At 43.6% G+C, this 23378-nt stretch carries 13 protein-coding genes, 2 tRNA genes and 3 rRNA genes; 9 read left to right on the top strand and 9 right to left on the bottom strand.

Annotated features, from left to right (window positions below):
• Positions 1 to 46: 46 nt before the first annotated feature.
• Positions 47 to 391 carry a translation initiation factor gene (locus FLA_RS29820; RefSeq protein ID WP_076379796.1) on the top strand — a complete coding sequence of 115 codons (345 nt, stop codon included), beginning with the start codon at positions 47 to 49 and terminating at the stop codon, positions 389 to 391.
• A 68-nt stretch (positions 392 to 459) separates the two neighbouring features.
• Here FLA_RS29820 and FLA_RS29815 read toward each other — a convergent pair whose 3' ends face one another.
• Together FLA_RS29815 and FLA_RS29810 are read right to left on the bottom strand one after the other, a co-directional pair.
• Positions 460 to 1806 carry a sensor histidine kinase gene (locus FLA_RS29815; protein WP_076379797.1) on the bottom strand — a complete coding sequence of 449 codons (1347 nt, stop codon included), beginning with the start codon at positions 1804 to 1806 and terminating at the stop codon, positions 460 to 462.
• Positions 1796 to 3151 (bottom strand): sigma-54-dependent transcriptional regulator, encoded by a 1356-nt coding sequence (locus tag FLA_RS29810; RefSeq protein WP_076379798.1) that lies wholly within the window; start codon positions 3149 to 3151, stop codon positions 1796 to 1798. Before FLA_RS29810 ends, FLA_RS29815 begins: the two co-directional genes overlap by 11 nt.
• A gap of 326 nt (positions 3152 to 3477) precedes the next feature.
• On the opposite strand from FLA_RS29810, the gene FLA_RS29805 reads away from it, so the two are divergent.
• The 5 genes from FLA_RS29805 to FLA_RS29785 all read left to right on the top strand — a co-directional run bounded on the left by FLA_RS29805 (position 3478) and on the right by FLA_RS29785 (position 11217).
• Positions 3478 to 4734: an efflux RND transporter periplasmic adaptor subunit gene (locus tag FLA_RS29805; RefSeq protein ID WP_076379799.1), complete on the top strand. Its 1257-nt coding sequence runs from the start codon at positions 3478 to 3480 to the stop codon at positions 4732 to 4734.
• A gap of 21 nt (positions 4735 to 4755) precedes the next feature.
• Complete coding sequence (locus FLA_RS29800; protein WP_076379800.1) at positions 4756 to 5433, top strand: ABC transporter ATP-binding protein; 678 nt, start codon at positions 4756 to 4758, stop codon at positions 5431 to 5433.
• A 60-nt stretch (positions 5434 to 5493) separates the two neighbouring features.
• Complete coding sequence (locus tag FLA_RS29795; protein ID WP_076379801.1) at positions 5494 to 7854, top strand: ABC transporter permease; 2361 nt, start codon at positions 5494 to 5496, stop codon at positions 7852 to 7854.
• 53 nt (positions 7855 to 7907) lie between these two features.
• Positions 7908 to 10385: an ABC transporter permease gene (locus FLA_RS29790; RefSeq protein WP_197705839.1), complete on the top strand. Its 2478-nt coding sequence runs from the start codon at positions 7908 to 7910 to the stop codon at positions 10383 to 10385.
• 103 nt (positions 10386 to 10488) lie between these two features.
• Positions 10489 to 11217: a DUF4397 domain-containing protein gene (locus FLA_RS29785; RefSeq protein WP_084206279.1), complete on the top strand. Its 729-nt coding sequence runs from the start codon at positions 10489 to 10491 to the stop codon at positions 11215 to 11217.
• Positions 11218 to 11596: 379 nt separating this feature from the next.
• On the opposite strand, the gene rrf is transcribed toward FLA_RS29785, so the two are convergent.
• The 5 genes from rrf to FLA_RS29760 form a co-directional block, all read right to left on the bottom strand.
• Positions 11597 to 11708: ribosomal RNA gene (rrf, locus tag FLA_RS29780) — 5S ribosomal RNA — on the bottom strand.
• 157 nt (positions 11709 to 11865) lie between these two features.
• Positions 11866 to 14665 (bottom strand): 23S ribosomal RNA (locus tag FLA_RS29775).
• 246 nt (positions 14666 to 14911) lie between these two features.
• Positions 14912 to 14985: transfer RNA gene (locus FLA_RS29770), tRNA-Ala, on the bottom strand.
• Between the two features lie 17 nt (positions 14986 to 15002).
• Positions 15003 to 15076 (bottom strand) — tRNA-Ile (locus FLA_RS29765).
• Positions 15077 to 15203: 127 nt separating this feature from the next.
• Positions 15204 to 16732, bottom strand: a 16S ribosomal RNA gene (locus FLA_RS29760).
• The 16S, 23S and 5S rRNA genes sit together here with 2 tRNA genes alongside, the layout of an rRNA operon.
• A 1478-nt stretch (positions 16733 to 18210) precedes the next feature.
• Between FLA_RS29760 and FLA_RS29750 the strand changes: the two genes are divergently transcribed.
• Together FLA_RS29750 and FLA_RS29745 are read left to right on the top strand one after the other, a co-directional pair.
• Positions 18211 to 18876, top strand: a complete 666-nt coding sequence (locus FLA_RS29750) for an ABC transporter ATP-binding protein (RefSeq protein ID WP_076377212.1) — start codon at positions 18211 to 18213, stop codon at positions 18874 to 18876.
• Between the two features lie 23 nt (positions 18877 to 18899).
• Complete coding sequence (locus FLA_RS29745) at positions 18900 to 20342, top strand: TolC family protein (protein ID WP_084206087.1); 1443 nt, start codon at positions 18900 to 18902, stop codon at positions 20340 to 20342.
• 4 nt (positions 20343 to 20346) lie between these two features.
• On the opposite strand, the gene FLA_RS29740 is transcribed toward FLA_RS29745, so the two are convergent.
• Positions 20347 to 21801 carry an isocitrate/isopropylmalate family dehydrogenase gene (locus FLA_RS29740; protein WP_076377208.1) on the bottom strand — a complete coding sequence of 485 codons (1455 nt, stop codon included), beginning with the start codon at positions 21799 to 21801 and terminating at the stop codon, positions 20347 to 20349.
• A 97-nt stretch (positions 21802 to 21898) separates the two neighbouring features.
• Between FLA_RS29740 and apaG the strand changes: the two genes are divergently transcribed.
• A complete protein-coding gene (gene apaG, locus FLA_RS29735; RefSeq protein ID WP_076377206.1) occupies positions 21899 to 22285 on the top strand; it encodes a Co2+/Mg2+ efflux protein ApaG in 387 nt (128 codons plus the stop codon).
• 55 nt (positions 22286 to 22340) lie between these two features.
• Here the strand turns inward: apaG and gldB are convergent, their stop codons facing one another.
• Positions 22341 to 23369 carry a gliding motility lipoprotein GldB gene (gene gldB, locus FLA_RS29730; protein WP_076377204.1) on the bottom strand — a complete coding sequence of 343 codons (1029 nt, stop codon included), beginning with the start codon at positions 23367 to 23369 and terminating at the stop codon, positions 22341 to 22343.
• Between the last annotated feature and the right edge of the window lie 9 nt (positions 23370 to 23378).

Here is a 23378-nt window from a genome sequence, read left to right as displayed (position 1 = left end):
TATAGAATTTGCGCTAATTTTACAGCCTTAACTAGTATAAGTTAACATGAGCAAGAAAAATAAGCCCGACAATAACGGTTTTGTATATAGCACTGATCCTTCTTTCCGCTTTGAAGAAGAACCACAGGAGATACAAGCCACTTTACCCCCTGCACAGCAAAAACTGCGTGTTCGCCTCGATACCAAACAACGGGCAGGCAAGGCCGTAACCCTGGTAACTGGTTTTGTTGGTACCCCGGAAGATTTGGAAGACCTGGGCAAAAAGCTGAAGAATTTTTGCGGTACAGGCGGCAGTGTAAAAGATGGTGAAGCTATTATCCAGGGAGATCAACGCGACAAAGTGTTGCAATGGTTGCTGAAGAATGAGTATAAGCAAACGAAAAAGGTATAATACACTTACCTGAAATGGAAAGCGGGTATGTTATAGCAACATACCCGCTTTTTTAATGATAAACTTATTTAAAACAATAAGCTAAATACAGTTCCCTCTCCTTCCACACTCTGCACCTGGATATTGCCTTTGTGCAACATCATAATTTGCTTACATAAGCTTAAACCAATACCACTTCCGTTTTTCTTGGTACTGAAAAATGGAATAAATATTTTATCTACCACTTCTTCCGGCATACCCGTGCCGTTATCGGCAATTTTAACCACTGTTCTGTTATTAGCCACCACTGCTGCCGATAAGGTAATGCAAGGCTCAGGGCTTTCCTTTACTGCTTCCATAGCATTCACTACCAGGTTAATTAACACCTGCTCTACCAGGTTTACGTCGGCTTCTACCGTTAACAGCGGATCTTTTAATATAATATCCAGCTCAATGTTCTTTTGCTGCATGGTAGGCTGCATCAGCTGGTGCAGATTCTCAAACAGTTCGCTGATAAACACCCGCGACACATTCAGGCGGGTAATTTTATTTAAGCTCCGGTAGGTTTCCGCAAACTTCAACAAGCCTTCACTTCTGCGCTTAATGGTAGAAATACCCAGCTCCAGGTCTTCATAGCTCGCTGCCTGCTCGGCCACCATGTTCGCCCTTGATTCCTGTATCCTGGTTTTTAACGTATCGGCCAGTGAAGAGATTGGCGCTACAGAGTTCATGATTTCATGCGTCATCACACTCAGTAATCGCTGCCATGCCTTCGACTCCGTTTCATCCAACGCTTCGTTTACGTTTTGGAAAGCTGCCAGCCGGTAGCCTTTTCCGTCCGTTTGAAAGGTGGCCGTGGTTACCAGGGCTTTAAAAGAAGATTGATCTTTGAGAATGGTGATGATTTTACTTTCGCCATTACGTAACTGCTGTAACTCATCATACAAAATAGCATCCCGTTTTTCCAGCGAATGAATCGTTTTCAGATAGGGGATGCCCAGCTGCTTTTTAAAAGCTTCGTTCATCCACACTACTTCACCACTTTCCGTTTCGTAAGAAACTATACCCGAATCAACCAACTCCAGTATCTTTTGCAGGTATTGGTATTGTGTTTCTTTTTCGCGGCTGATCACTTTAAACGTGTTGCTTACCTGGTTAAAGCTTTTGCGCAACGACTGCAGTTCTTTAGGTGCGTGCTGCACTTCAAACTGACGTGAAAAATCGCGGTATTGTATGCTTTCAACAAACTGCTCTATTTCGGTTAAGGTTTTCATGTGCATTTTATACAGGTTGTATAAAACACTCAGCGCTAACACTGCTATTACACTAAAATACAGCCAATAGCTATGTATAGCCATCCAGGCATCTACACATAACAATGCAAACAGCAGTAAAACGCGAAAGGCTATGCGCCATTCATACCGGTTAAATGTCATACTTATTCAGGCGGCGGTATAAAGCAGTACGTGTTAAACCCAGTTCTTTAGCGGCTTTGCTTATGTTACCGTTATGTTTTTCAATCACTTTTAAAATCGTGTTTCTTTCCATCGTACTCAGCTTCATATCATCTATCTCTTCCTTCACGGCTGCCGGGGCTTCCAGTGGTGAGAATAGCAGGTCTTTTGCCTGTAAATCATCACCTTCTGCCATAATAACCGCACGTTCAATAGTGTATTGCAACTCCCGCACGTTCCCCGGAAAATGATACTGTTTCAGCTTTTCAATAGCACTGTTGTTGAGTTCAATGTTAGGCTTCATGTATTTGCTGGTATACACTTTACAAAAGTGCCGGGCCAGTAACACAATATCCTCACCCCGTTTGCGTAATGGTGGAATAGTAATTTCCACCGTATTGATACGATAAATAAGATCTTTCCTGAACCGGTCTTCATTAGCCAGTTCGGTCATAGAAACGTTGGTGGCACAAACCAGGCGAATATCTACCGGGATTGGCTCGTTAGAACCCAGTTTGTTAATCTGTCTGTTTTGCAATACCGTTAGCAACTTGGCCTGTTGGCGCAGGGAAATATTACCTATCTCATCCAGGAACAAGGTGCCGCCATTGGCTGATTCAAAACGGCCAATACGATCTTCCCGGGCATCGGTAAAAGCTCCTTTCTTATGCCCGAACAATTCGCTTTCAAACAAGCTATCCGTTAAAGCGCCTACGTCTACTTTCACAAAAGCCTGCTTGCTTCTGATAGAGTGCTGGTGAATAGCCTTCGCTATCAGGTCTTTACCTGTACCATTCTCCCCCAATACCAGGATGTTGGCATCAGTAGGTGCAATTTTTTCAATCTTATAAAAGATATCCTGCATTACATCACTTTCGCCCAGCAGTTCGCCACGAACAGATTGCTCGTTCTTCTGACTTCCACCTTGTTTAGCCCCTTCTTTTTTCTTCAGCGCTTCTTTAATGGTGTCAATTAAGCGTTCGTTATGCCAGGGCTTCACTACAAAATCGGCCGCTCCTTCTTTCAACGAACGAACCGCCAGATCTATATCTCCATAAGCCGTGATCATAATTACTGCCGCATCAGAACCTAATTCCTTAATCTTGCGCAGCCAGAAAATACCCTCATTGCCCGTGTTGATAGAACTATTAAAGTTCATATCCAGCATTATTACATCAAACCGCTGCTTTGACAGCAGGTTGCGAATGTTCTCCGGATTTTTTTCAATAGTAACATCTTTGGCTTCCGTTTTCATCAAAAGACGCACGGCAGTGAGCACATCCAGATCGTCGTCAATTACCAGTACTGATGCATTTTTCAGAGTCATTGTTGTAAAAGCTTTCTATGATAATATTACAAAAACTAATTGAATATATGTATTGTACAATAACATACCATAACCCTAAAGTATTGGTAATGAATACAAAAGCAACCTACAGCAGGTAACGCTGTATCAAAAGCGTACACTTTGTGTTCGCTTTGACACAACCGTACACCCTTTTACAGGAAATAAGTGTCTGTTACTCAATACATAAATGTTTTGGCACAGGTTTACATCTATACCCTACAGAACTAAAAGTTTCTCATGTGCATTTATACCTGATGTATCTACATTGGGTATCTTATTTAAAACGAACCTTATTACTATATACAATGGACAGAGTTATTAAAAAGAAAAAGTGGAATGCAAAAAGGCTGTTAACCATAGCTGGTGTTACTGCTTTGCTGTTACTGATTGGAGGTAGCTTTTATTTCACCTCCGGCAAATCACGACTGAATGTAAACACCGAGCGTATTACTATTAGCGAAATAAAAAAAGGCACCTTCCAGGAATTTATTCCTGTTAACGGTGTAGTGTTACCTATCACTACTATTTACCTGGATGCAACAGAAGGCGGTCGCGTAGAAGAGAAATATGTAGAAGACGGCGCCATCATGAAAAAAGGCCAGCCCATTTTACGTTTGTCTAACACCGACCTGGAGTTAAGCCTGGTAAACCAGGAAACATCGGTATTTAACCTGCTTACACAAATGCAGATTTCACGCAACGCTGCACAGCAGAATACCATTACCAAATTAACCCAGATGACCGATGCGGATAACTCGTATAACGAAGCTGAACGTGTGTATAAACTGAACAAACATCTATACGAGCAAAAGGCCATCAGCTACCAGGAATACAAACAGGCTTTGAACGACTATAACTATAAAGTAGAAAAACAAAACCTGAGCCGCAAAGTATTAAAACAAGATTCGGTATCGGTAAAGCAAGAGCTGGATCAGGCTTCGCAAAGTTATATCCGCACACAAAACGCCCTTGACCTGATGCGTAAAAAAGTAGGTGACCTGGTGGTAAGGGCCCCTGTAGATGGGCAACTGACCTCACTGGACGCCGAAATTGGCGAGAACAAAAACAAGGGCCAACGCCTGGGACAACTGGATGTACTTAGCGGCTATAAAGTAAGAGTGGATGTGGATGAACATTATATCTCCCGCATTTTTACCGGCTTAAGCGGCGAGTTTAGCTTTGCCGATAAAAACTATCAACTGAAAATAACTAAAGTATATACACAGGTAACCAATGGCCGCTTCCAGGTAGATATGGAATTTATTTCGGAAGTTCCTAAAGGTATACGCCGCGGTCAAACCTTACAAATACGCCTGGCCCTGAGCGATGAAACCCAGGCCCTGTTGTTGCCTAAAGGAGGTTTTTATCAACAAACCGGCGGTAACTGGATTTTTAAGATCAGCGAAGATGGAAGTATTGCATATAAAACCGATATTCAGGTAGGCAGACAAAACCCGGATTTTTATGAAGTTTTACAAGGCCTGAAACCCGGCGATAAAGTTGTTACCAGCAGCTATGAAAACTATGGCGATATGCAGGAACTGGTACTGAAAAAAAATTAAACACCTCAAACCACTGATACAATGATAAAGATTACTGCACTTGAGAAAGTGTACCGCACTGAAGAAGTAGAAACAGTAGCCCTCAACAAACTCTCTTTTGAAGTAAAGCATGGTGAATTTGTTGCTGTAATGGGCCCCTCTGGCTGTGGCAAGTCTACCCTGTTAAACATTCTGGGCTTACTGGACGACCCCGATGCCGGCAGCTTTCTTTTCAATGATATAGAAGTGGCGCACTTTAACGAACGCAAACGTGCCGAACTGCGTAAGCATAATATCGGTTTTGTGTTTCAAAGCTTTAATCTTATTGACGAGTTAACGGTGTTTGAAAATGCCGAACTGCCTTTAATATACACTGGCGTAAAAGCAGCTGAAAGAAAAAAGCGCGTAGAAGAAGTGCTGGAGAAAGTGCAGATTATGCACCGCCGCAATCACTATCCACAGCAGTTATCCGGTGGTCAGCAACAACGTGTGGCAGTGGCCAGGGCCGTAGTAAATAGCCCCAAACTGATACTGGCGGATGAACCTACCGGTAACCTCGATTCCAGCAACGGTAATGAAGTAATGCAGTTGTTAACCGAACTGAACGAACAGGGCACTACTATTATCATGGTTACACACAGCGAGCATGATGCCCGTTACAGCCATCGCATTATACGTATGCTGGATGGACAAACCGTTACTGAAAATATTATGATTTAACTAAACAATCCGTTTCCCATGCAATAGCTGCTGTATCCTTTAACCATTAACTAACAAGCCATGACAGGAAATATTACTATAGCGTTTCGCCACCTCAAAAAGAACCTGTTCTTTTCGGTAATTAATATTTCCGGGCTTGCAGTGGGGCTCACCTGTTTTATACTACTGGCATTATGGATACAGCATGAAGTTAGCTTTGACCGTTTTTATAAAAAAAGCAACCGGCTGTACATGGCCTGGAGCCGCGACTCGTACCAGGGGCAGATTAACTGCTGGTCAGGCACCTCTTCCCTGGTAGGCCCGGCACTATTGGCCGAATATCCTGAAGTAGCAGCTACTACCCGTTTTGATGCGCACAACAATATGCTGCTGCGCTGGCAAAACCAGTCGTTACAAATGAGTGGCGCTTATGCCGATCCCGGATTTCTTACCATGTTTGAGTTTCCTTTGCTGGCCGGCAATACCCAATCGCTTAACGATCCGCATAGTATTATACTAACAGAGACATCCGCCAAAAAGCTGTTTGGCAATAAAGACCCGCTCAACGAAGTCATTCAACTGGAAGGAAAAGAAGTAGTGAAAGTTACCGGAATATTGAAGACACTGCCAGATAATACCATGTTTGACGGCTTCGATTTCCTGCTTCCCTTCTCTTATCTTACTGTTACCGGGCAGGAAAAAAACTTTGCCTTCTGGGGCAACTATAGCTTTAACACGTTTGTAGAACTGAAACCTGACGCTTCATTAACCGCTTTTAATAACAAAGTAAAGCCACTGGTAATTCAGAAAAGCAAGAAGGAGGAAGATGCCGAAACCTTCTTGTATCCTTTATCTGAATACCGTTTAAACAGCCGCTTTGAAAATGGCCAGCCTGCCGGCGGCAGGCAACAACTCGTAAACCTGTTTGGAATTATCTCTGTGTTTATACTACTGGTAGCCTGCATCAACTTCATGAACTTAAGTACCGCCAGAAGTGAGAAACGGGCACGTGAAGTAGGTGTTCGTAAAGCTATCGGCGCCAGCAGGTTTAGCCTTATACAACAGTTTTTGGGCGAATCGCTTTTGATTGCCTTTATCTCATTTGCGGTAGCATTGGGGTTAAGCATCCTTTTATTACCCGCGTTTAACCAGCTGACCGGCAAGGAACTGTTTATCGATTTTAGCAATGTATACTGGTGGGGTTGTGCCTTACTGGTGATAGGTGTTACAGGCTGTATTGCAGGCAGCTATCCCGCCTTTTATTTATCCGCTTTTCAATCGGTGAAAGTATTGAAAGGAACCATACGTGCAGGCTGGGCCGCCGTGTTGCCACGTAAAATACTGGTGGTATTTCAGTTTGTGTTTTCTGTTGTTCTTATTATCGCTACTGTTATTGTATATCAGCAAATAGAGCATGCCCGTAACCGGCCTGCCGGATATGATAAAAACAATGTTATTTATGCCAGTTTGAATAAAAATACCTCCACCCACTTTGATGCCATTAAACAGGAATTGCTGGCATCGGGCAGTGCATCTTTTGTGTGCAAAACCAGTGGCGCTATCACCCAGGCCAACAGCAACAGCTGGGGCTTAAGCTGGCAAGGCAAAGACCCCAATTCAAAAGTTATTTTTGATTGCCTGTGCACAACAGGCGACTTTATAGAAACATTTGATATACCCCTTGCGCAAGGCCGGTCAATCAACAGCAGCCTCTACCCTTCCGATACCACTGCCTGCCTGCTGAGTGAAAGCGCTGTAAAGGCCATGAATTTTACCCGGCCACTAGGGCAACTCATTAATAAAGATTATGTGAACTGGAAAGTGGTAGGCGTTTTTAAAGACTTCATCTGGGGATCGCCCTATGAAGCCGTTCGCCCTATGTTTGTAATGGGCGAAAACCAGGCTAATTACATCAACATTAAGCTCAACCCTAACAAAAGCGCATCAGCTAATATCGCTGCCATTACTTCTCTTATAAAAAAATACGATCCGGAATATCCTTTCTCGTACCGCTTTGTAGATAAGGCATATGATTACAAGTTTGCAGCCGAGAAACTAACAGGTACACTCGCCAGGCTTTTTGCCGGGTTAACCATTTTTATATCGTGCTTAGGATTGTTGGGATTGACCGCTTTTAGCGCTGAACAACGAACCAAAGAAATAAGTATACGAAAAGTGCTGGGAGCTAATATGCAACACATAGTATCCCTGTTGTCTAAAGAGTTTGTTTGGCTAACAGTTATTGCACTGGCCATTGCTTCGCCCATTGCCTGGTTTTGCATGAACAGTTGGCTAAGTTCGTTTAGTTATCGCATCTCTATTTCGGCCTGGGTATTTGCAGTAGCCGGCATCATTATTATTACAATCACATTGCTGACAGTGGGTTTACAAGCTATAAAGGCTGTTGTAGCTACTCCTGCCAGGCATCTCAGAAATACATAAACCTGTTTTACTGATCACGCATAAGTTTTGCGCGCTTATTATTAAACCGAAGTATGATGTTCACCAATTACCTGAAGATAGCCTGGCGTAATATGTTGCGCAATAAGGCCAACACCATTATCAATTTCACTGGCCTGGCTACAGGCCTTACCTGTGTAATATTAATTGTTATTTATATTAAACACGAGCTTTCGTTCGACCGCTTTTTACCCGGGAGTAATCGTATTTACCAGGTAAACCTGGATGCCAATTTTGGCGGACAGGCCCTCGTAGGTGGCTATTCTCCTCCCACTGTAGGGCCAGCCATACACACCGAGTTTCCGGAAATAGAAACCTATACCCGCATTTACCGCATGGGTAACGAAGTGGTGAAAAAAGAAGCAGGAGCGCAAACCCGTTACTTCAACGAACCCGGCATACTGGCCGTTGATTCCAACTTTTTACAGGTGTTCCGTTTTGCTATGAAGGAAGGCAATGCTGCCAGCTGCCTGCAAAAGCCCGGATCGGTAGTTATTTCGCAAAGCACCGCCCAAAAATACTTTGGTAATGAGCCTGCTATGGGCAAGCTGTTATCCTTTGATGAATACAATCAACCCTTTGTGGTAACCGGCATTGTAAAAAATGTGCCTACACAATCCACTATTCAATTTGATATGTTAATACCCACCTCATCATGCCCACCTGTAAAACGCTTTAGCTGGAGCTGGGTATGGTGCAATATGAGCACCTATGTGGTATTAAAAGATAAGGCACTGGCTAATGCTGATGCAACAGTAGCACACCTGGATAGCCAGTTTCCTGCCATGGTTAAAAAGCTGGCAGTAAAAGCATTTGCCCGGATAGGACAGCCCTTTGATGAATTTATACGCAAAGGAGGTAAATGGGATTTTCATTTGCAACCGCTGCAAAACATACACTTACATTCCGCAGGCATCAGCATGCCCTTTAACAACCTCGGTAGCATTACCCATGTATACACCTTTGGCATAGTGGCTTTATTTATCATTATACTGGCCTGTGTAAACTTTATGAACCTTTCTACTGCACGTGCTATCAAGCGTGCCCGTGAAGTAGGTATACGTAAAGTGTTAGGTTCGGAAAGAAAAGCACTGATCAGGCAGTTTCTGGCAGAAGCCATGTTATACAGCAGCATAGCAGGCGTGATAGCCATTTTGCTTTCTCTGGCCTGTTTACCCGCCTTTAATCACCTGGCGCAGAAAAACATATCTATACTGGTATTAGTAAGCCCCTCTATATTAGGTTTAGTGCTGGCCCTGATTGTGTTTACAGGTTTACTGGCCGGCAGCTATCCCGCGTTCTATCTTACCTCCTTCAATCCCATTGTGGTATTAAAAGGTGAAAGCAGCCTGCCCCGGGAAGGCGGCGGCCGCTTTTTACGAAACGGGTTAGTGACCTTTCAATTTGCAGTATCTGTAATACTGGTGATTTGTACACTGGTAGTGTATAAGCAGCTGGAATATACCCGTGAAAAGGATATGGGATTGCATAAAGACAATGTTGTTATCATCAATAACCTGGAAAAAATAACGGGCAGTCATGAGGCTTTTCGTAATCAGTTGGCAACAGTGAACGGCGTAAAAGCAGTGAGCATTTCCACGGGCCTGCCGTCTGGTGGTGCGTTTACCGATTTCTTTGTTCCGGAAACCAATGCTTCCGAAACCATTGCCAAAGACCTGGCCTTATCTTCTTATATGACCGACGAATACCTGGTGAACACGCTTCAGTTACAATTGATACAAGGCCGTAATTTCTCTAAAGAGTTTAACGACTCTGCTTCTGTTATCATTAACGAAACCACCGCCAAACAAATAGGCTGGAAAAACCCGGTAGGCCAATACATGCGTTATCCTGGCGGGCATGATGAGAAATATAAAGTAATAGGAGTTGTAAAAGATTTTAATACAGAATCATTACACGCCATGGTAACTCCCTTCGCACTGTTTCATCACAACTCACAGATTTACCATGAAAACACTTCTTATGCCATATTGAGTGTTTCTGATAATAACATGCAAACATTGTTACAGCAGTTACAGCAACAATGGAAAGGTTTTATTCAGGATACACCTTTTGACTACTCATTCCTTGACAAAAATTTTGAAGCATTGTATCGCGCAGATGCCCAGATGGGAGCAGTGTTTGGGCTGTTTACCATACTCGCCCTTATTATCGCCTGCCTGGGTTTATTTGGCTTATCTGTATACACCACCGAAAGTCGCACCAAAGAAATTGGTATTCGTAAAGTATTGGGCGCTTCGGAGCAAAGATTGGTGATTTTGCTATCCAAAGATTTCATTAAGCCGGTATTGCTGGCTACTATTATCGCTTTCCCGGTTGCCTGGTGGGCGATGGATAAATGGCTGTTAGACTTTGCCTACCGTATTCCGTTGAAGTGGTGGTTCTTTGTTGTTTCAGGTGCAGCGGCATTAGGTATTGCCCTGGCTACTGTAAGCAGTCAAACTTTAAAAGCCGCCCTTACTAAGCCCATTAAAAATCTGAAAGCAGAATAATTTTTCGTTATCATACAACGTTTTGTGTATAAGGAATGTCTTACATCAACTAGCTTTTATTAACAGCCCAGGCTGCTTATAGAAATTCTATAACTAATAACGTATGATGACGAAACGTTTTGCGCCACTATGTACTGCTATTGCATTAGCAATGAGCCTGTTATATGTTGGTTGCAGCAGTAAATCCAGTACCACCACACCACCACAAACCAAAATATTACTGGTACATGCAGCTGCTGGTGGCCCCGACAGTATAGATATTCTTTCTTACAATGGCTCTTCCCTGGCTACTATAGCCTATAATCAGCCTTACCTAACCAGCACTGGTTACCTGGATGCGTCAGCAGGAACTTATTTGTTATTAGTAGATACCGCCAAACAACTGGATGATGACTATCTTACTTATCAACAGATTAGTTTAAGCGGCGGCAATGGTTATTCATTCTTTGTATATGATTCCAGCGCAACTGTCACACGCACCTTCCTGGTAAATGAAGACCTCACCGCGCCCGGTGCAGACTCCAGCAATGTTCGTTTTTTCCATCTTAGTCCTGACGCTTCCAGAGTGGATGTAGCTATAGGAAATGATATTCTGTATAGCAGTCAGGGATTTTACGAAATAAGCAGCAGCAGTCTCGCTTTTAAAAAACGTTTGGCGGGCAGCACGTCTATCACCGTATATGAAGCAGGTACCACCAACGTACTGGCCACTTTGCCCGAAGTAGTACTAAAGGCAAACACCAGTTATAGTATTTTCATCAGTGGCTTTACAATTACAGATGGAGGTAAAAAGCCTTTATCGGTAAGGATTATACCGCATACCTATCTTTAATCAGAATAGTGTCATTCCAAACGAGAACGCCGCAACTGGAAACAGCTGCGGCGTTCTCGTTTTACGTATTGTTATAGGCCGATGTGCTTCCAGCTTCTTTTTCAGTTCCTGTAGCTTAAACATTTCAAGGCTGGTAATTCTTTAAATTAAAGAAAGGTTCAAACCTTCTTCAAGCATTTTTCGGGCATCAAGTAAGCGCCCTTCCAGTGTTTTAATCAAAAATACACGCTTGAGTAGCAGCAATAACTACAATAGAATAGGATAAAGTGGAGACAGTCAGGCAAGAAGGATATATTATATATTCGAGCAACCCCAGTCAAGATGGGATATATACAAAACAAAAACGCCTCAACTGTTTCCAGTGAGGCGCTTTTAATAAATATGGCAACTACCTACTCTCCCGCATTTCTTTGCAGTACCATCGGCCATGAGGGGCTTAACTTCTCTGTTCGGTAAGGGAAGAGGTGAACACCCTCGGCATAATCACCATAAGATCTTAGATTGTTAGTTCGTAGTCGTTTCTTATCAGTTACTCTATTCACTGACTTGCACTACAATCTCTCAACCGTAATAAGATACATATTGGGAAGCTCAACTAAAGAGTATTAATATCTATTTACTCTCCATTGCTTTCGAGCGATATTAAAAAAATTAAAGCTTACGGGTAATTAGTACTACTCGACTTTGTTGTTACCAACTTTACATCTATAGCCTATCAACGTCATAGTCTTTGACAACCCTTAAAAGGAAACTCATCTTGAGGTAGGTTTCACGCTTAGATGCTTTCAGCGTTTATCCTGACTGTACATAGCTACTCTGCAATACACCGAGCGGCATAACAGATTCACCAGCGGTACATGCGACCCGGTCCTCTCGTACTAAGGTCACGTCCCCGCAATTTCCTAACGCCCACCACAGATAGGGACCGAACTGTCTTGCGACGTTCTGAACCCAGTTCACGTGCCACTTTAATCGGCGAACAGCCGAACCCTTGGGACCTTCTCCAGCCCCAGGATGTGACGAACCGACATCGAGGTGCCAAACCTTACCGTCGATATGAGCTCTTGGGTAAGATCAGCCTGTTATCCCCGGAGTACCTTTTATCCTTTGAGCGACGGCCCTTCCATACAGAACCGCCGGATCACTTTAGCCAGCTTTCGCTCCTGATCGACTTGTTTGTCTCACAGTCAAGCACCCTTATACTAATGCGCTCTACGTACGATTACCAACCGTACTGAGGGTACCTTTGCAAGCCTCCGTTACTTTTTAGGAGGCGACCACCCCAGTCAAACTACCCACCATGCAATGTCTCCTTATGCAGGATTAGGTCCTAAGTAACAAAAGGTTGGTATTTCAACGTTGACTCCATAACTCCTGGCGAAGCTACTTCACAGTCTCCCAACTATCCTACACATTTGTTACTCAAGATCAATGCAAAGTTGTAGTGAAGGTTCACGGGGTCTTTCCGTCCCGTGGCGGGTAACCGGCATCTTCACCGATACTACAATTTCACCGGGCTCGTGGAGGAGACAGTATTCAACTCATTAGACCATTCGTGCAGGTCGGAACTTACCCGACAAGGAATTTCGCTACCTTAGGACCGTTATAGTTACGGCCGCCGTTTACTGGGGCTTCAGTCAGAAGCTTTGGCTTGCGCCGAACATCCTTCCTTAACCTTCCAGCACCGGGCAGGTTTCAGGCTCTATACGTCATCTTTCGATTTTGCAGGGCCCTGTGTTTTTGTTAAACAGTTGGTTGAATCATTTTACTGAGACCGTATCGCTACGGTACGCCTTGTCCCGAAGTTACAGCGTCAATTTGCCTAGTTCCTTCTCCACGGCTCACCCGAGCGCCTTAGAATACTCATCCCGTCTACCTGTGTCGGTTTGCGGTACTGGCTGCTATACTCGCTTTTCTCGGCACCAATTTTATGATTTCGACTCCTCCGAAGATTCATCTCTACGCACTATTCTGTCAGTACGTAACCACCACGTCGATGCGTCACTTTTAATGTATAGCAGGTGAAGGAATATTAACCTTCTTTCCATCAGATGCCCCTTTCGGGTTTTCCTAAGGACCAGACTAACCCTGATCCGATTAACGTTGATCAGGAACCCTTAGACTTTCGGCGAAGAAGTTTTTCACTTCTTTTATCGTTACTTATGCCTACATTTTCTTTTGAAATCGCTCCACCATTAGTCGCCTAACAGCTTCGATGCAATTTCAATGCTCCCCTACCACTCAGCTTACGCTGAATCTAGAACTTCGGTTCGTAGTTTGATGCCCGATTATTTTCCGTGCAGGATCTCTCGACCAGTGAGCTGTTACGCACTCTTTAAATGAATGGCTGCTTCCAAGCCAACATCCTGGCTGTTATTGAAATCCCACCTCGTTTGATCAACTTAACTACGTATTAGGGACCTTAGTTGCTAGTCTGGGTTATTTCCCTCTCGGCCACGGACCTTAGCGCCCGCAGCCTCACTCCTGTAGATATTTAACAGCATTCGGAGTTTGTCAGGGTTTGGTAGGCGGTGAAGCCCCCTAGCCCAATCAGTAGCTCTACCTCTGTTAAACTTCTATATACAAGGCTGTTCCTAAAAACATTTCGGGGAGAACGAGCTATCTCTCAGTTTGATTGGCCTTTCACCCCTATCCACAGGTCATCCCAAGACTTTTCAACGTCAACGGGTTCGGTCCTCCATTCTGTGTTACCAGAACTTCAACCTGCCCATGGATAGATCACAAAGTTTCGCGTCTGCCCCCACTGACTAGTCGCCCTATTCGGACTCGCTTTCGCTACGGCTCCATTCGTTTACGAATTTAACCTCGCCAGTGAGGAGCAACTCGTAGGCTCATTATGCAAAAGGCACGCCGTCACTCATTACTGAGCTCCGACCGCTTGTAGGCGCACGGTTTCAGGTACTATTTCACTCCCTTGTTCAGGGTGCTTTTCACCTTTCCCTTACGGTACTGGTTCACTATCGGTGTCTGAGGAGTATTTAGCCTTACCAGATGGTGCTGGCAGATTCACGCAGGATTCCTCCGGTCCCGCGCTACTCAGGATACTACTCGTCCATGTTAATTTCTATCTACAGGGCTATCACCTGCTATGGCCTAACTTTCCAGATAGTTCGATTTGATAACACTTTCTAAATGTAGTCCTACAACCCCGAAACAGCACGCTATTTCGGTTTGGGCTCTTCCCTTTTCGCTCGCCACTACTCTGGGAATCATTATTATTTTCTTTTCCTCCGGGTACTTAGATGTTTCAGTTCTCCGGGTTGGCTCTCTTTCGAGTAATATACCTTCAGTATATTAGGTTGTCCCATTCGGAAATGCAGGGATATTACGCTCGTGTGCAGCTCCCCCTGCCTTATCGCAGCTTACCACGTCCTTCATCGCCTCTCAGACCCTAGGCATCCACCATGCGCCCTTATTTCGCTTTAAAAAACTTACATGTTTTTATTCAGCATTTGTTCATCCTAAAATGAACTCCACTATATAAAATCTCTCTTTAGTAATTTTGCTTTCCCAATATGTCAAAGAACTGTATTCATCCCATCTTCTCTTGTGATCGAATGGAAGAACTTTAGTAGATAATAAGGTTACGAACCTTTAGGCCATTATGCCGTATCTCATTAATTTCAAAAGAACTTGTGTTATTGCTGTTTGCATCCTGCTTACAGCTTTAAAGTGGAGGATATCGGAGTCGAACCGATGACCCTCTGCGTGCAAGGCAGATGCTCTAGCCAACTGAGCTAACCCCCCAGTAAAACCTTTATTAGTAGACCCGACCAGAGTTGAACTGGTGACCTCTACATTATCAGTGTAGCGCTCTAACCAACTGAGCTACGGGTCTGTACGAGTCATACTATTCAGTATCTGAAAGATCTTTATTTTTTAGTTATGTTTTTTATTTATCTAATCAGACAAATAAAAATTGAAAGAAGAAGGAAACAACAATTAAAAAGTGAGCGTCGCTCTAAAAAGGAGGTATTCCAGCCGCACCTTCCGGTACGGCTACCTTGTTACGACTTAGCCCCAATTACCAGTTTTACCCTAGGCAGTTCCTTGCGGTTACCGACTTCAGGTCCCCCCGGCTTTCATGGCTTGACGGGCGGTGTGTGCAAGGTCCGGGAACGTATTCACCGTATCATTGCTGATATACGATTACTAGCGATTCCAGCTTCACGCAGTCGAGTTGCAGACTGCGATCCGAACTGAGATAACTTTTTTGAGATTAGCATCTTGTCGCCAAGTAGCAGCTCTTTGTAGTTACCATTGTAGCACGTGTGTAGCCCTGGGCATAAAGGCCATGATGACTTGACATCATCCCCTCCTTCCTCGCGTCTTACGACGGCAGTTTCTTTAGAGTTCCCAGCTTAACCTGATGGCAACTAAAGATAGGGGTTGCGCTCGTTGCGGGACTTAACCCAACACCTCACGGCACGAGCTGACGACAGCCATGCAGCACCTTACAATCTGTGTATTGCTACAAAATGAACTTTCATCCACGGTCAAACTGCATTCTAGCCCAGGTAAGGTTCCTCGCGTATCATCGAATTAAACCACATGCTCCACCGCTTGTGCGGACCCCCGCCAATTCCTTTGAGTTTCAACCTTGCGGTCGTACTTCCCAGGTGGGATACTTAATGCTTTCGCTCAGACACACACTGTGTATCGCGTATGTCGAGTATCCATCGTTTAGGGCGTGGACTACCAGGGTATCTAATCCTGTTTGATCCCCACGCTTTCGTGCATCAGCGTCAATTCACCTATAGTCAGCTGCCTTCGCAATCGGTGTTCTATGTCATATCTAAGCATTTCACCGCTACATGACATATTCCGCTAACCTCCAGGAAATTCAAGACACATAGTATCAATGGCAGTTTCAAAGTTAAGCTTTGAGATTTCACCACTGACTTACATGCCCGCCTACGCACCCTTTAAACCCAGTGAATCCGGATAACGCTTGCACCCTCCGTATTACCGCGGCTGCTGGCACGGAGTTAGCCGGTGCTTATTCATCTGGTACCGTCAAGACATTTAGAAAAATGTTGTTTCGTCCCAGATAAAAGAAGTTTACAATCCAGAGGACCTTCATCCTCCACGCGGCATGGCTGGTTCAGACTTGCGTCCATTGACCAATATTCCTTACTGCTGCCTCCCGTAGGAGTCGGGCCCGTGTCTCAGTGCCCGTGTGGCTGATCATGCTCTCACATCAGCTATCGATCGTAGGCTTGGTGGGCCGTTACCCCGCCAACTACCTAATCGAACGCACACCCATCTTCAAGTGATAAATCTTTAATAACAACACGATGCCGAGCCGTTATTCTATGGGGCATTAATCCAAATTTCTCTGGGCTATTCCCCGCTTGAAGGAAGGTTGTGTACGTGTTCCGCACCCGTTTGCCGGTCGTCACCCATATATTGCTATACTGTGCTACCCCTCGACTTGCATGTATTAAGCCTGCCGCTAGCGTTCATCCTGAGCCAGGATCAAACTCTCCATTGTAAATGAGTTTTGATCACTAACTTAATTTCTCTCGAAATTGCGTCTGTGAATTTTAATTTTGTTACGTTGCTTACACTTACCTACTATTTAAAGTAGTACTGTTGCTTCCATTCTTTCAAAGAACTTAAAAATTGTTGATGGTCAGGTTTCGATCCCGTAGGCCTTAGAGCCGGTCATCATTTTCAAAGTAGAAGAGCTTTTTTTGCGTTTCCGTCCGTCACTTTCGTTTCATTCGGGTTGCAAAGGTAACAGTTTTTATTTCAAATTAGCAAATTTATTTTTGAATTATTTTTGAAGTTAATTCTTTATAAACTGCTGATTTTCAATGAACTGTTCCCATTTTATTGGGAGTGCAAAGGTAACAGTTTCGAAACATTTACCAAATTTATTTTTAGTTATTTTCAACCTTTTTTACCGCTTGCTGTTTAAAGAACTTTCCGCTATTTGTGTAGTGGGCGGCAAAGATAAGAACCTTTGTTACGCTACCAAATATAATTACCCCTTTTTGCAAATATTTTCAAGGAAACAAGGCTGAACAGCAGCACTTTACCTATTATGTAGTTACAAGAGCTGAACAATAGAGCCTGTATTATATAAGTGTACTATGATATAAAGGTTTCAAAACCTCCCCTATCTCGCCTAATCATAACATCCGGAAGCACTTTTTAGCGCCTGATCCAGGCTTTTTAGCCCCTCAAATAAAAAAAACTGCGGCGCAATTTAAAAATATAGCGGCGCAATATTCTTTAACTGCGCCTGTAGAAATGATTTAGGTGTCGCAATATTTTTTACTTGCGCCGCAGTGAAAAAAAATCACAGCCCATTAGCTTTCACATGCGTCTGAGTAAGGAATATTCAGCACTCTTTTTTTCTTACTCAGCTCCGGGTAAGAAAAAAACAGCACTCCAGATTCTTTCACAGGGACTGGGTAAAGACTATTCGGCACCTATTTTCTTTTACTCAGGCACAGATAAAAAATATTACGCCACATAAATCATTTTTACAGTGCCGAGGAAACAATCTTGCGACACCTAAATCATTTCTACAGGCGCAGATAAAAAATATTGGGCCACTTAAATTCTTTCTCCAGTGCTCCTGGAAAAATCTACAGCGCTGAAGATTTTTCCAGGAGTGTTGAGTAAAAAATACAGAGTACTCCAGATTTTTCGGCCAGTGCTGAGTAAAAAAACTTGAGCCACCATTTTTTTTACCCGATATCCTGTTTACAATAATTTCAGTACCGGAATTTGTATCAACAGTGAGGGGAATTTATTCTGGCCTTTATATTTACAGAACACACGGCAGGAACACCTAAAAACCATAACCAACGGGAAATGACAACTTCTACCCCAATACAGTTGTACCAAATAGATACAAAAATTGTATCGAAAGCGAACAGGAAGGCAACAACACTTGTTGCAACAAACTAATAATCAATCAAATATCAAATTGGCACATTTCTATCAAATCACTATCATATGATAAAGCTAGCGCACATATCCAAATGGGTAAATACAGGAGCCACCAGAACCTTTTTATTAAAAGATGTAAGTCTGGATATTGCAGAAGGGGAATTTGTATCCATTATGGGGCCTTCCGGATCGGGTAAGTCTACGCTGTTAAACGTGATTGGCATGTTGGACCAGGCCAATGAAGGAGAATACATGTTCTTTGATCAGCCAGTGCATCAGCTAAAGGAAAAGCAGCGTACTGCATTATATAAGCAATACATTGGTTTTGTGTTTCAGGCTTATCATCTCATTGACGAGCTTACCGTATATGAAAACATTGAAACTCCCCTACTGTACCAGAATGTAAAAACTGCCGAACGCAAGGCTATTGTAGCAGACACCCTGGATAAATTCCAGATCGTTGGTAAAAAAGACCTGTTTCCCGCACAATTGTCGGGTGGTCAGCAACAACTGGTAGGTATTGCACGTGCCTTAGTGGCAAAACCTAAGTTACTGCTGGCAGACGAACCAACCGGCAACTTAAACTCGAAGCAGGGGGAAGAAATTATGGAATTGTTCAGCAAACTGAATAAAGAAGAAGGAGTAACTATTATACAGGTAACCCACTCCGAAAAGAATGCAGCCTATGGTTCACGCATCATTAACCTGCTGGATGGCAGAATTGAATTATAAATAAACCCTATCAAGTATATATCATGAGCATGCGCAGTATAGTTACCCTCGCTTTTGTTTTATCACTTTACTGCGGTAGTGTTACCGCACAAGGCACTGGCGATTCGCTTCGCCTGTCGTTGCAGCAATGCGTGGAAACGGCTATTAAAAACAATGCAGATGTACAACGGAAGGATTTGCTAAAGCAATCGGCCCACCTGGGCTGGACCCAGGCACGGGAGAACATGATACCCACCTTAAATGCCGATGCATATCACGGTAATAACCAGGGCCGTAGCATTAACCCTTATACCAACAGCTATATAGATCAGCAGTTGAGCTATGCCAACTACAGCATTTATTCCAGTGTAACCTTGTTCCAGGGCCTGTCACTGCAAAATGCTATTAAGCAAAACAAACTGGCTTTTAACGCTGCCAGTTATGAAGAGCAGCAACAAAAGGAGCTACTGACCCTGAATGTGATTATGTCGTATTTGCAGGTACTGACCAATGAAGACTTGCTGGCATTGGCGTACCAGCAACAGGGGGTTAGCAACAAACAGGTGGAAAGGCTGGACATCCGGGATAAAGACAGTGCTGCCGACCCCAAAGAGCTTAATGACTTACGCGGACAACTGGCCAATGACCAGCTTACGGTAGTAACCACCCAAAACAGCCTGGAAAATGCCAAACTATCACTGGCACAACTGATGAACGTGCCCTATACCAACAAGCTGGCAGTTGAGCGGGTAAGTGCTGATAAAGCCCCGCAATTATTATATGATGCCAATGCAGAAGAAGTATACAAAAGCGCATCGGGCAACCTTGCTATAGTAAAGGCGGCGGATTTGCGCAAGGAAAGCGCAGAAAAGGCTATACAGGTGGCAAAGGGTAAGGGATGGCCTGTTGTATTTTTAAGTGGTTCGCTGGCTACCAACTATTCCAGCGCGGGCACTTTGCAAAACCTGGTAAGCACCACACACCAGGCAGGTAGCAGTTATGTGGAATACAATGGCAGCCAGTTACCAGTAATTGAAGAATCCAATACGTATGCCGCTGACAAAATCCCTTATACCAAACAGTTGAACAACAACCTTAACAACAGTATCAGCATTGGCGTTACCATTCCTATTCTCAACAACTTCTCTAACAAGAACAAAATAGCCCAGGCCCGAATTACTGCACAGGATGCAGCCATTACTGCCAATTCAGTGCGCATACAATTGCAGCAGAATGTAGAGCAGGCTTATTTTAATATGACCGCCGCACAAAATAAGTATAAAGTATTGAAGCTACAGCAGGCTGCTTTTAAAGAATCATTCAGAGTAGCAGAGGTGAAGTTTAACGCAGGCGCGATTAACTCGGTAGATTATGTGGTAGCGAAAAACAACTACGATAAGAGTAATATTAACCTGATAGTAGCCGGGTACGATTTAGCCATACGCATTAAACTACTCGACTACTACCAGGGAAAACCTTTATGGTAAAGGCTTACTGACCTTGTGCCAGACTGTAAGCTTTTTTATCGCCAAAGGTGTTAAGCAATTCCAGTGAACATACTCTGAAATCACCGCTCAGGCTTACATATAAGCCAATAACATCCTGCTGATTTAAAGCATGATCGTCAATGCTTTCAAAACGGGCGTTGTATTGGTTTACCAGGTTGGTGAATTTAGAACCGGTAGGCCATACCTGTGTACCGCGGTTGCTGATATTGACCAGTTTGAATTTAACACCCGCATGACGCAAACACTTATCTGCAATTTCCTGTGGTTGCAGGTTGCTTTCGATAAATAAGTCTACCCCATTTATTTTTTCAGTGATAGTAGAATCACTTTCCATCATAGCGTTTTTGGAAAGGTTGAATACGGTACAGCTCACTGCATGATCGGTCATATCCGGCTTAGGATTATGCTCTGGCTTTTTACCAAAATTGGCAATGATAGCATTGGCAAACTCAGTGGTATTTAAAGAAGGTTTGTTGCGGTCGCCAAAATCACCGGTATGCACTCCACTTTCCAGTGTATATAATAAAGCATTTTCAATCATGTTGGCTTTGTCGTATAACCCAACGTGTTGTAACAGGGAGAAACCACTTAATAATAACGCAGTAGGGTTGGCAATGCCTTTACCTGCAATATCCGGAGCGGTACCGTGTACAGCTTCGAAAATGCTGATATGATCGCCCACATTGGCAGAAGGAGCAAAACCTAAACCACCTACCAGGCCAGCACATAAATCGCTCACAATATCACCCTGCAGGTTGGTAAGCACCACCACATCAAATGTATCGGGACGGGTAACCAGCTTCATACACAGGTCATCCACAATCACATCATCTGCTTTTAAGTCAGGATAGTTCTTAGCTACTTCATAAAAGCACTCCAGGAACAAGCCATCGGTCAGCTTCATAATGTTGGCTTTGTGACCGCAGGTAATACGGCGTGCGCCTTTTTTGCTAGCCATTTCAAATGCATACTTAATTACCTGCATGCTTCCCGGACGGGTAATGAAACGACGGCTTAAAGCCACATCGGGTGTAATCATGTGTTCTACACCACCATAGGTATCTTCGATGTTTTCGCGAACGATAGTAACATCGATAGGAATACCCGCTTTGCTAAATACAGTATCTACACCATGCAAAGTTTGAAACACCCTTTTGTTAGCATAAGTGTTCCAGGTTTTACGTGCGGTAACGTTAATGCTTTTTACCCCCTTACCTTTAGGGGTTTCCATTGGCCCTTTGAAAAGTATACCTAAGTTTTCAATAGTTTGCTGCGCTTCAGACGTCATCCCGTTACTAAATCCTTTGTCAAATACCCATTTTCCCATGTCTACGAATTCATACTCCAATGGAACCTGAGCCGCCTGAAAAACAGAAAGAACGGCATCCATTATCTCCGGTCCAATACCATCGCCTTTTGCTACCGCAATCTTTGTCATTGTGATTAAGTTTTAGTTGTAAAAATAATTGGAAAGCGCGGCAAAGGTACATCAATTAAATTTTTTCCTTATTTTTATACGGAGCAAGAATTTATCCATGATATCCAAAATCTCTGAAGGCGTTCAAATCAGTGTGGAAACTTTCTACCAGGATGAGTATAGTCACCCTGTAAACAGTGAGTATATGTTCGCCTACCGTATCACTATTGAAAACCATAATCACTTTTCTGTTAAACTGCTGCGCCGTCACTGGTTTATATATGACAGCAACGGCCAAAACCGCGAGGTAGAAGGCGAAGGCGTAGTAGGCATGCAACCCGTTCTTGAGTCTGGTAAACAATTTCAATATGTAAGTGGCTGTAATCTGAAAACCGAAATAGGTCGTATGCAAGGTACTTACCTGATGGAAAATTTGAATTCGTTAACCACCTTTATAGTTAAGATCCCGCCTTTTCAAATGGTAGCCCCATTTAAAAATAACTAAGACAGCCCCGCATTGGGGATGTTTTTTTAACGTATAACTAACAAGTGAACGTACGTTAGCGTGGTTTATACTTTGCCTCTTCAAAAATTTGTCGTGCAGGTGTAGTCATTAATTGAGACGGCGTCATTTCTTTATGCTGCTCCATCCACTTTTTCACTATCTGCCAACCGGTAAACATGCCAATACAGCCAGGCGCTTCTTCACCTAATGCAGATGTTTTAGGCCCATCATTTATATACTCCCTTGTTTGCAGGGGATCAGTAATGTATAGCAGATCATTCTTCACAAAGTAGTTCCATATAAGGGCTTCATTTTCATAGCAACCATCCAGCTGAAACTGCTTGTAGCCTGTTTTAATACTATCCGCTGTTTCAGGTAACAGCAGGTCCAGCACATACAACCGCTTGCCCAGTTCCACCATCTGGTCTACCAGTGGCTTATTGTTGTTGTTTCCGGCAGGATACATATCATCCAGCAAATTACGCATGCAGGCGGTGGCTATATAAGGCGCTTCAAAACGCCTGCTTTGATAGGCAGGATATACATCCCGTACATAATCAGCGTAATAGGCAGGAAACTCTTTTCCCAAATACAATTGTAAGCCTACCGCAAATCCCGTGGCGGTAATTACGTTGCCATATCCTTCTATAGGCCCCACAAAACAAACCAGCTTTTCGGGCAGTTTAGATTGCGGGAAGTAATGGCGTGTTAGTTGTAAAGCCAGCAACAGTTCTTTCTCCTGTGGCTTCATATCCGGAAAATGCCGTTGTACCGAATCGTAAATAGGTGCATAATCGTGCAGGTATAGTTTTAGCTTAGCCGGCACACTATCTACTTGCGGTGCCAGCCCGAGTATATTAAAAAGGTAGTCGTTTAAAAAACTGCCATACTTACGCTGCAGGCTGTCCAGCCCTTCGGGAATATGATTGGTATCGATAGAAAACAGATCCCTGTCGAACCGCTCTACCGTAAAAGGAACAGTGATGCCTGACACATCCGGCACAGGGCGTTTGTGCGAAGTACAACCTGTTATAAATGCAATAGTTATTGCTGCTGAAAGAAAAAGCCTGCCTGCAAACTTCATAGAAAACGA

Origin of the sequence: Filimonas lacunae (assembly GCF_002355595.1) — a bacterium.
GTDB lineage: Bacteria > Bacteroidota > Bacteroidia > Chitinophagales > Chitinophagaceae > Filimonas > Filimonas lacunae.
Note: the sequence above shows the minus strand (reverse complement) of the source record. Positions and strands in the feature narration are given on the sequence as shown.